Genomic DNA, 9,567 nt, shown 5'->3' on the forward strand with positions numbered 1-9,567 from the left:
CGCGGCATATGAAGGAGAGCAGACTGAACTGGCTTCGCTTGAAGGCCGTCTGATCGATGGAGCGGAGTTTACTGTCAAGGCACTGGAATTCGTCCGTATTGATTTCGGACATAAGGCAACCGGAACTCCGCAGGCTGTTTTGAAATTCAATACTTCGGTGCAGCCTATCTTCCATAAGAATTTTGATATGGTCGCCGGTTCACTGACTGATTACAGTCAGCGGGGATATCGTCTTTATATCTGCTCGGATAGTATGAAACAAACCGATCGTCTGCGTGATATTTTTCAGGAACGGGGCGATCAGATTTCGTTTGAACCTGTTGACCGTACCTTGCATGAAGGATTCGTTGACCATACTCTGAAGTGTTGCATCTTTACCGATCATCAGATATTTGACCGCTTTCATAAGTATAATCTTCGGAGCGACAAGGCTCGCAGCGGGAAAGTAGCTCTTTCACTCAAGGAGCTGAACATGTTTGAGCCGGGAGATTATGTGGTACATATTGATCATGGTATCGGTAAATTTGCCGGGCTGGTACGGATTCCCAATGGAAATACGACGCAGGAAGTCATCAAACTGATCTATCAGAACGATGACGTTGTGTTTGTTTCCATTCACTCTTTGCATAAAATTTCCAAATATAAAGGAAAGGAAGGTGAACAGCCTCGTATCAGCAAACTCGGTACGGGTGCGTGGGAAAAGATCAAAGAGCGGACCAAGACCAAAATCAAGGACATTGCGCGTGATTTGATAAAACTTTATTCGCAGCGCAAACAGGAAAAAGGTTTTAAATATAGTCCCGACAGTTTTTTGCAGCATGAACTGGAAGCCAGCTTCCTTTATGAAGATACTCCAGATCAGTTAAAGGCAACTCAAGACGTGAAGGCAGACATGGAAAGTGATCGTCCGATGGATCGTCTGGTTTGTGGTGATGTGGGCTTCGGCAAGACCGAAGTTGCTGTGCGGGCTGCCTTCAAGGCTGTGGCGGACAACAAACAGGTGGCCGTACTCGTTCCGACGACTGTACTGGCCTATCAGCACTATCAGACCTTCAGCAAGCGTCTGGAAGGCATGCCCTGTAAGGTGGATTACCTGAGTCGTGCCCGTACGGCAAAAGATACAAGCCGTATCCTGAAAGAGCTGGCGAACGGAGATATCAATATACTGATCGGTACGCACAAGATCATTGGAAAAAGTGTGAAATTCAAGGATCTCGGCTTGCTGATTATTGATGAAGAGCAAAAGTTCGGGGTGAGCGTGAAGGAAAAGCTCCGTCAGATCAAGGTAAATGTCGATACGTTGACCATGACAGCAACACCGATCCCTCGTACACTTCAGTTCTCTTTGATGGGAGCCCGTGACCTTTCGGTTATTCAGACGCCGCCTCCCAACCGTTATCCGATTCAGACCGAAGTGCATACTTTCAATGAAGAAATCATAACCGAGGCCATTAACTTTGAAATGAGCCGCAACGGACAGGTATTCTTTGTAAACAACCGCATTCAGAATCTTCCGGAACTGAAGGCAATGATCGAACGGAATATTCCAGACTGTCGCGTGTGTATTGGTCATGGACAGATGCAACCTGAGGAACTGGAGAAGATCATTTTTGATTTTGTCAATTATGATTATGATGTATTGCTCGCTACAACCATCATTGAAAGCGGAATTGATATACCCAATGCCAATACGATTATCATCAATCAGGCCCAGAATTTTGGTTTGAGTGACTTGCATCAGATGCGTGGACGTGTGGGACGCAGCAACAAAAAAGCTTTCTGTTATCTGCTGGCACCTCCTTTGTCATCGCTTACTCCCGAAGCCAAACGCAGGTTGCAGGCCATTGAAAACTTTAGTGATCTGGGAAGCGGTATCCATATTGCCATGCAGGATCTTGATATCCGTGGAGCAGGAAATATGCTGGGTGCCGAGCAAAGCGGATTTATTGCTGACCTGGGATATGAAACGTATCAGAAGATTCTGAATGAGGCCGTAACCGAGTTGAAGAATGAAGAATTTGCCGACTTGTATGCAGAAGAAATCAAGGCAGGAGAGGAGAAGATATCCGGAGAAGAGTTTGTGGACGAATGTACTGTGGAAAGTGATCTGGAACTTTTGTTCCCGAATGAATATATTCCCAGCAGCAGCGAACGTATGCTTCTCTATCGGGAACTGGACAAACTGGAACTGGATAAGGATGTGGAAGACTTCAAGGCTCGTCTGGTTGACCGTTTCGGCAAGATTCCTCTTGAAGGTGAGGAACTGATCCGGATTGTTCCGTTACGCAGGCTGGCCAAGCGGCTTGGAGTGGAAAAGGTGATTCTGAAAGCAGGTAAAATGATTCTGTTCTTTGTCAGCAATCTTGAAAGTCCTTATTATCAAAGTGCTGCTTTTGGGAAGATCATTGATTATATGGCTAAATATCCGCGTGACTGCAATTTGCGCGAACAGAACGGCAAACGCAGTATGGTGGTGAAGAACATCACGAATGTGGATGAGGCAGTCAGAATCTTACAGGAGATTGTTTCTCTGGGATAACCGGAGAAACAATCCTATAACATTTGGGTTACATTTCTGTTTCATTGTGTGGGATAATTGCTTTTCCTGACTATTTCTGATAGGACGATCAGGCCAGAGTCTATAATTTTGCGCCACAAAATTATCAGGATAATCAATTATATGAAAAAAGAAATTCTGTGTATGTCGTTATGGGGACTTTCCTTAGTTGCCGTAGCGCAAAGTGCCCGTGAAGAAATTCATCTTGATCCGGCTTTGGCTGCCGGAAAATATTATGCCTACCAGGCACCCGAAGTGAAACTTTCTCCGGTTCCGGAAGGATATGAACCTTTTTATATTTCAGCGTTTGCCCGTCATGGTTCCCGTTATCTGACCAAGCAGAAGAAATATGATGCTCCGTTGAAGGTGCTGATGGATGCGGATGAGGCTGGTGTTCTTACGGCTGATGGAAAGCGTGTTCTCAAGGTTGTTTGCAGTCTGCGTCAAGAAGCGGAAGGCCGTTATGGAGAATTGACGCCCAAAGGTGCCGAACAACATCGTGCTCTGATCCGGCGAATGTATGCACGTACGCCGGAGGTATTTGCTGATGGTGTGCATGTCGATGCACGTTCAACTTATAAAACCCGCGCTTTTCTTTCAATGGCAGCAGCCTGTGTGGAACTGAAAGGGCTGAATCCCCGGTTGGATATTACAACTGAAACAAGCGAACATGATGCTTATTATATAAAGTATAAGAATCCACAATACGAAGCCATGCATCTGGAAAATGCAGATTCTGTATATCGGGCCGCCGACAGTGTGTATGTACATCCTGCCCGTTTGATGAAACAGTTGTTTACGGATTCTGCTTATGTCCGGAAATATATTAAAGACGCTTCCGGTTTGATGGCTGATTTATTCGAATTACACGGTATTAGCCAAAGCAGTTACAATCAGCCGGATTTGTCGTTCTTGTTTACCGAACAGGAATGTTATGATCTTTGGCAACGGAACAATTTTGAATGGTATTATGAGAAAGGTGCTTCTCCGTTGAGTGATGCGTGCATGTATAAACTGGAACGTAATCTGCTGAAAAACTTTGTGGAAACAGCCGATACTGTTATTGCTTCCAAAAAGAAGGCAGTGACTTTGCGTTATGGTCATGATACAAATCTGGCTCCATTGGCTGTCTTGATGGGAATAAACCGGCTTTCAGTTTCTACTCCCGACTGGTATCAGATAGCTGATACTTACAGAACTTATCGGATTATTCCAATGTGCGGCAATATTCAGCTGATATTTTACCGGAAGCATAAGGGAGGGGACATTCTGGTCCGTCTGCTTTTGAATGAACGGGAAGTGACGCTTCCTCTGGAAACGGATGTTGCTCCGTTCTATCACTGGAAAGACTTACGGAAATATTGGTCGGATCTGATACGAAGAATAGAACTTCCTGAAACTGTCCATTAAACGAAAAGATCATGCAAGTCGTATTACCGGACTTGCATGATCTTTTTTTTATGCCGGAATCTTTGTAAAGTAAAATGGAAAGGAAGTGTCCTTGTTGATGGAACAATTTCCAAAGGGAAAAATGTATTAGGAATGAAATATCTCTGCAATGACGATGAAAACCACTCCCCGTACTTTTGCAGCATAAAAATAACAGGAAAGATTGTATGAGAGGGATATTATTATTGGGTGCATGTATGTTTGCGGCTATGTCCGTTAATGCACGAACCGTGAAAGGATTGATCAAAGACGCCCAGACAGGTGAAGAGATCATCGGGGCTTCAGTCCTTATTAAAGAAGATCCGACGAAGGGTGCGGTAACCGGCCTGGACGGAAGTTTTAATCTGGATCTGAACCGTCAGAAATGTACTTTGATTTGTTCTTATGTGGGTTACAAGACGATGGAAATTCATGTAACTCCTGACAGTAAGGATTTGACAATTGCTTTGAAAGCTGATGAAGTATTGCTGGAAGGCGTAACGGTAGTTGCAACGAATCCGGGACGTACGGAAGCTGGAGCGCGAGGCATTGAACGTCAGGCTATGAATGTGGTGAATGTGATGAGTGCGAAAGCTATTGAACTTTCTCCGGATATAACGGTAGCTAACGTGATTCAGCGTATGTCAGGTGTGACGGTGGAACGTAACAGCAGCGGTGAAGGTCAGTATGCAATTCTTCGTGGAATGGATAAACGCTATAATTATACATTGGTTAACGGAGTGAAGATTCCGAGTCCTGACAATAAGAACCGTTTTGTTCCGCTCGATATATTCCCTTCTGAAATGCTGGATCGTCTGGAAGTGACCAAATCGCTTACAGCTAATATGGAAGGTGATGGAATAGGTGGAGCCGTCAATCTGATTATGAAGGATGCGCCTTCTGACCGGCAGTTCACGGCTAATCTTTCAACCGGATATAATGCCATGTATTTTGACCGCGACTTTCAGTCTTTTAATAAAGGTGCAATTGTGAAGCAGTCTCCTTATGAGGCCAAAGGCATGCCTGAAGATACCCGTGTGACGATGGATGATTTCAAGACAGACAATCTTCGTATGAAATGGAAGAGACCTTTGCCTGATCTGACAGCCGGCCTTTCTTATGGTGACCGTTTCTTCGACGATAAGCTGGGAGTAATGCTTGCCGGGAGCTATTTGAATACTTATCGTGGAAAAGAAAGTCAGATATATTATCAGCCGGGTACAAGTCATAACGGCATTGAATATCGTGACTATTCCTCTCAGCAGACCCGTATCGGTGCTCATGCGAAGCTGGATTATCATATTAATTCACAACATAAACTGACTTGGTATAATGGATATATGGATATGCAGGAAGCTGAAGTCAGAGACGGACAGGATGATAAGGAAGGTGCTGTCCGTATGAAATGGAATCATCAGTATATTATAAATTCAACTCTGAAGGGTGAGCATGCTTTTCTGGAAAATAATGTGTTGCGTCTGAACTGGTCAGCTGTACTTTCGAAAGCTTATAGCGAGACTCCAGACAATACGGAAATTTATATGCAGGGTACTCACTTGCAGAATACAAATTCGGCTATTCGCCGTTGGGAACATAACTCAGATAAGGATAAAGCCGGTTATGTGGATTTGATGTATAAATGGAATCTGGGCGGTGGATCAGTTCTGGACTTTTCGGTCGGTGGTATGTATCGCGACAAGAAACGTGACAGCTTCTTTAATGAATATACCTTTGATTCAGCAACCGGTTCAAAAGATCCGCAGTATCAGGGAACTGACTGGAATAATTATGATGAGCTGCTGTTTGTGGCACGGAAATATGGAAACATCAGTGATCCGCTGAACTATGATGCAACGGAAAAGATCGGGGCTGGATATGGTCTGGTGAAATATACTTATGGACGTTGGGAACTGATCGGTGGCGTGCGTGTAGAACATACCAATCAGGGATATACATTGAAGTTCCCGACTGAAAGTGCAGATCCGAAAGGTAATCAGAAGTATACAGATGTTTTGCCGAGTTTCCATGCTAAATATGGAGTGCACGAGAATGCCAATCTTCGTTTGTCTTATGCACGTTCTATTAACCGTCCGAGCTTTTTCGAAATTGTTCCTTATTCAATCATCAATGAGGATTATAAAGAAAAAGGTAATCCGGATCTGAAACATACTGTGGCAGACAATGTGGATTTCCGTTATGAGTTCTTTCCGAAATCTTCGGAACAGTTTATGATTGGTGCCTTTTATAAATATCTGAAAGACCCGATTGAATATGGTCTGTTGAATGAAGGACAGGATACTTATTATAAGCCGATGAATTTCGGTAATGCAACGAATCTGGGATTGGAAGTAGATATTATGAAATACTTCAACTGGTTTGGTATAAAAGCCAACTATACATATACTCACTCAAAGATTACTACAGAAAAACGAATCATGGAAGGATCTGAAGTGAAACAGGTTTCCCAGTCTCGTCCTTTGTTCGGACAAGCAGCCCATGTAGCTAATCTTTCTTTACTCTTCAAGAGTACCAAATATGGTTGGGAAGGACAGCTGGCAGGAAGTTATACCGGAAAACGTTTGAGTGATATTTCCAACTGGTATGAAGACGATATCTGGGAAGACGGATATATTCAGCTGGATGCTTCGGTCGAAAAAAGCTTTAAGAATGGAATCAGCCTGTTTGCCAAAGCTTCCAATTTGCTGGATACTCCTTTGCTGAGATATATTCACAAGGGACCGCATACGGAAAATGTAAATTCGGAACGTACTGATGGAAATGTGATTGAACGGAAAGAATGGCACGGACAATCATTCATGCTGGGTATACGTTATAAACTTTGATAAAAAACTAACTAAATATTGTTTGACTAACATTTAAAAACTTGATTAAAATGAATCGCAGAAGTTATTTGTGGGCTTGTGCAGCCTTTATGGGAATGTCATTGCTGGCAACAGCTTGTAGTGAAGAAGATCCTTTGAGCAATGGCTCAGACCAGACGGATGGTTCTTCTGATGGCAATGAAGATGAAAACGGAGGTGATGAGAATCCGGTGGATTCAAATACAATCGTTTGGCCTGCTGATACGGTAGTTAGACTGTCAGAACATTACACTGTTCCTGAAGGTAAAAGTCTTTATATAAAAGAAGGTGCTCAGATTATTTTCAGCACGGAAGGTGTAGGAGCTAATCATACTCCTGTTGAATTCACGGTGAATGGTAATCTGTATTGTGAAGGAACGGCAGAAAAACCTGTTCTCTTCTCTGTAGAAGAAAGCGAACGTACTGAAGACAATATCTTTGCAGGTCTTTGGGGAGGTATCGTAGCTACGGAAACATGTGGTGAAATGCTGATTGATCATACAATCATTGAGTATACCGGAGGACAGGTTGTTGAAGGTTCACCTGCTGCTACTGCGGGCATATATACGGCTGGAGACGATGCTTATCCACAGATTACAACTAATAACATGAATGGTAAGTATGTAATTACCAATTCAGTTCTGCGTAACGGATGGTCAGACGGTATTTACATGATGGGTGGTCAGGCCATCATTGCAAATAATATTTTTGCAGCCAATGGATATGACGGTGCTGAAGCTGTCAATGTGAAAGCCGGATGTAAGGTAGACGTTGCAGGTAATGTGATGTTCAGTCCTAATACCAACGGTTTGAAGTTATCCAGCTCTGGTCAGAGTGAAGAACGTGGAAAGGCACTGGTACAGGCTTATAATAACACAATCATCAATGCCGGATGGCGTCGTGACGGTGAAAAAGGCGGATGTGTATATGCTGAAAAGAATGTACTGGCCAATGTCTTTAACAATCTGATGGTAAACTGTAAGTTCCGTGCTCAGACTCCGAACTATGATCAGCCCAATAATCCGGAAGAAGGTTATAATGATGCTTCTGTTATTGATTATAATTTTTATGCTTCCGGTACTCAGAAGAGCGATATCGTATACGACGGTGAAGATGAATCAGGTGTTGCTTACGCATGGGCTGGTTATGCTTATGAACATGAAGATTATAATGAAGGTGTAGTTGATCTGAACAGTATCATTACTAAAGCTGCTGAAGATTGTGCTAAGAATGATCCGAAATTTGTAAACTTCGATATCAATGCAGTGGCACTGACAGAGTATGTATATAATGAAGGCTGGGACTTCCATGTACAGGCTGGATCTCCGGTGTTGAGCGGAGCTTATAATGGAACAGATGCCAATATGCAGCCTTACTTCGGAACAGAAGGTTTGACTGTCAATGAAGAAACTTACACTTCTCCGGCAATTGAAGCACACTTCGGTGCTTACGGAACAAAATAATAATTGATTGTTTCTTTGAAATTCCGGATTTGCCTATGGATAATGACAGGCATATCCGGAATTTTTTATCGGACAGAAAAGTTTTTCAGAATCTTTTCAAATTCCTCCCATATTTTTGTCCTAAGATTTAATTAACAACTAAAAAAAGATTGTATGGTTTCAATTAAAAGAACATTTTTGACTCTTTGTCTGGCTTTGATTGCTATTGCAGGCTTCGCACAAAATGAGGCTGCATGGAAAGCTTTGGAAAAGCCGCTGAACTTCTATTTGGTAAACGATTTGGGACGTAATGGATATTATGATCAGAAACCGATTGCTGAATTATTGGGAAAAATGGCTGAAGCTGTCGATATTGAATGTGTCGTAGCTGCTGGTGATGTTCATCATTTTGAAGGCGTTCGCAGTGTGGATGATCCATTGTGGATGACTAATTATGAATTAATTTATAGTCATCCGGAACTGATGATTCCCTGGTATACCATTATGGGAAACCATGAATATCGCGGCAATACGCAGGCTCCGATTGATTATACCAGGAAAAGTGCCCGCTGGAATATGCCTGACCGTTATTATACAAAGGTTTTGGAAAATGATGGAATAACCATTCGTCTGGTGATGATTGACACTCCGCCTTTGTTGGACAAGTATCGGGAAGATACAGAAAAATATCCGGATGCATGTAAGCAGGATATGAACAAGCAGTTGGCCTGGATTGATTCAGTCCTGAGTACGGCAAAGGAAGACTGGGTTCTGGTTGTCGGCCATCATCCGATTTATGCAGATACAGAGAAAGAAGAGTCTGAACGTATGGATATGGAAAAGCGGGTTGATTCGATTTTGCGTAAATATAAAAATGTAGATATGTATCTGTGCGGACATATTCACAACTTTCAGCATATCCGTAAAAATGGAAGCAACATTGATTATGTAGTCAATACTTCCGGATCATTAAGCCGCAAGGTAAAACCGGTTGATGGAACAAAATTCTGCAGTGGAGAAACTGGTTTCTCTTTGATTTCAGCTGATAAGAAAGAACTGAATCTTCATATGATTAATAAAGAAGGTAAAGTGATATACACGGTAAAACATACGAAGTGATAGCGGCGCTTCTTTTTATAGTTTAAAGATAAAGGGTATTTGTCAGGACAGGCTTGGCAGATACCCTTTGCTTATTGGGGAATATCTGGTGAGGTATATATTTTGTTTTTGCCAACTGGAGTTAGCGTTTCTTAAAGATTTTAGTTTGCTTCCTTATTTT

The 9,567-nt window shown here is 42.7% G+C and carries 5 protein-coding genes; all 5 read left to right on the plus strand.

Annotation, left to right across the window (positions count from 1 at the left end; all coding sequences use genetic code 11):
- A partial coding sequence (gene mfd, locus BACCOPRO_RS12725) for a transcription-repair coupling factor (protein ID WP_008144292.1) occupies positions 1–2,539 on the plus strand: 2,539 nt, incomplete at its 5' end.
- A 141-nt stretch (positions 2,540–2,680) separates the two neighbouring features.
- Entirely contained in the window at positions 2,681–3,967 is a 1,287-nt protein-coding gene (locus BACCOPRO_RS12730) for a histidine-type phosphatase (protein WP_008144294.1), read from the plus strand.
- A gap of 206 nt (positions 3,968–4,173) precedes the next feature.
- Positions 4,174–6,828: a TonB-dependent receptor domain-containing protein gene (locus BACCOPRO_RS12735; RefSeq protein WP_040311492.1), complete on the plus strand. Its 2,655-nt coding sequence runs from the start codon at positions 4,174–4,176 to the stop codon at positions 6,826–6,828.
- A 50-nt stretch (positions 6,829–6,878) separates the two neighbouring features.
- Positions 6,879–8,309: a hypothetical protein gene (locus tag BACCOPRO_RS12740; RefSeq protein ID WP_040311493.1), complete on the plus strand. Its 1,431-nt coding sequence runs from the start codon at positions 6,879–6,881 to the stop codon at positions 8,307–8,309.
- Positions 8,310–8,462: 153 nt separating this feature from the next.
- Positions 8,463–9,407: a metallophosphoesterase gene (locus BACCOPRO_RS12745; RefSeq protein ID WP_008144303.1), complete on the plus strand. Its 945-nt coding sequence runs from the start codon at positions 8,463–8,465 to the stop codon at positions 9,405–9,407.
- Positions 9,408–9,567: the final 160 nt, after the last annotated feature.

Origin of the sequence: Phocaeicola coprophilus DSM 18228 = JCM 13818 (assembly GCF_000157915.1) — a bacterium.
Classification (GTDB): Bacteria; Bacteroidota; Bacteroidia; order Bacteroidales; family Bacteroidaceae; genus Phocaeicola; species Phocaeicola coprophilus.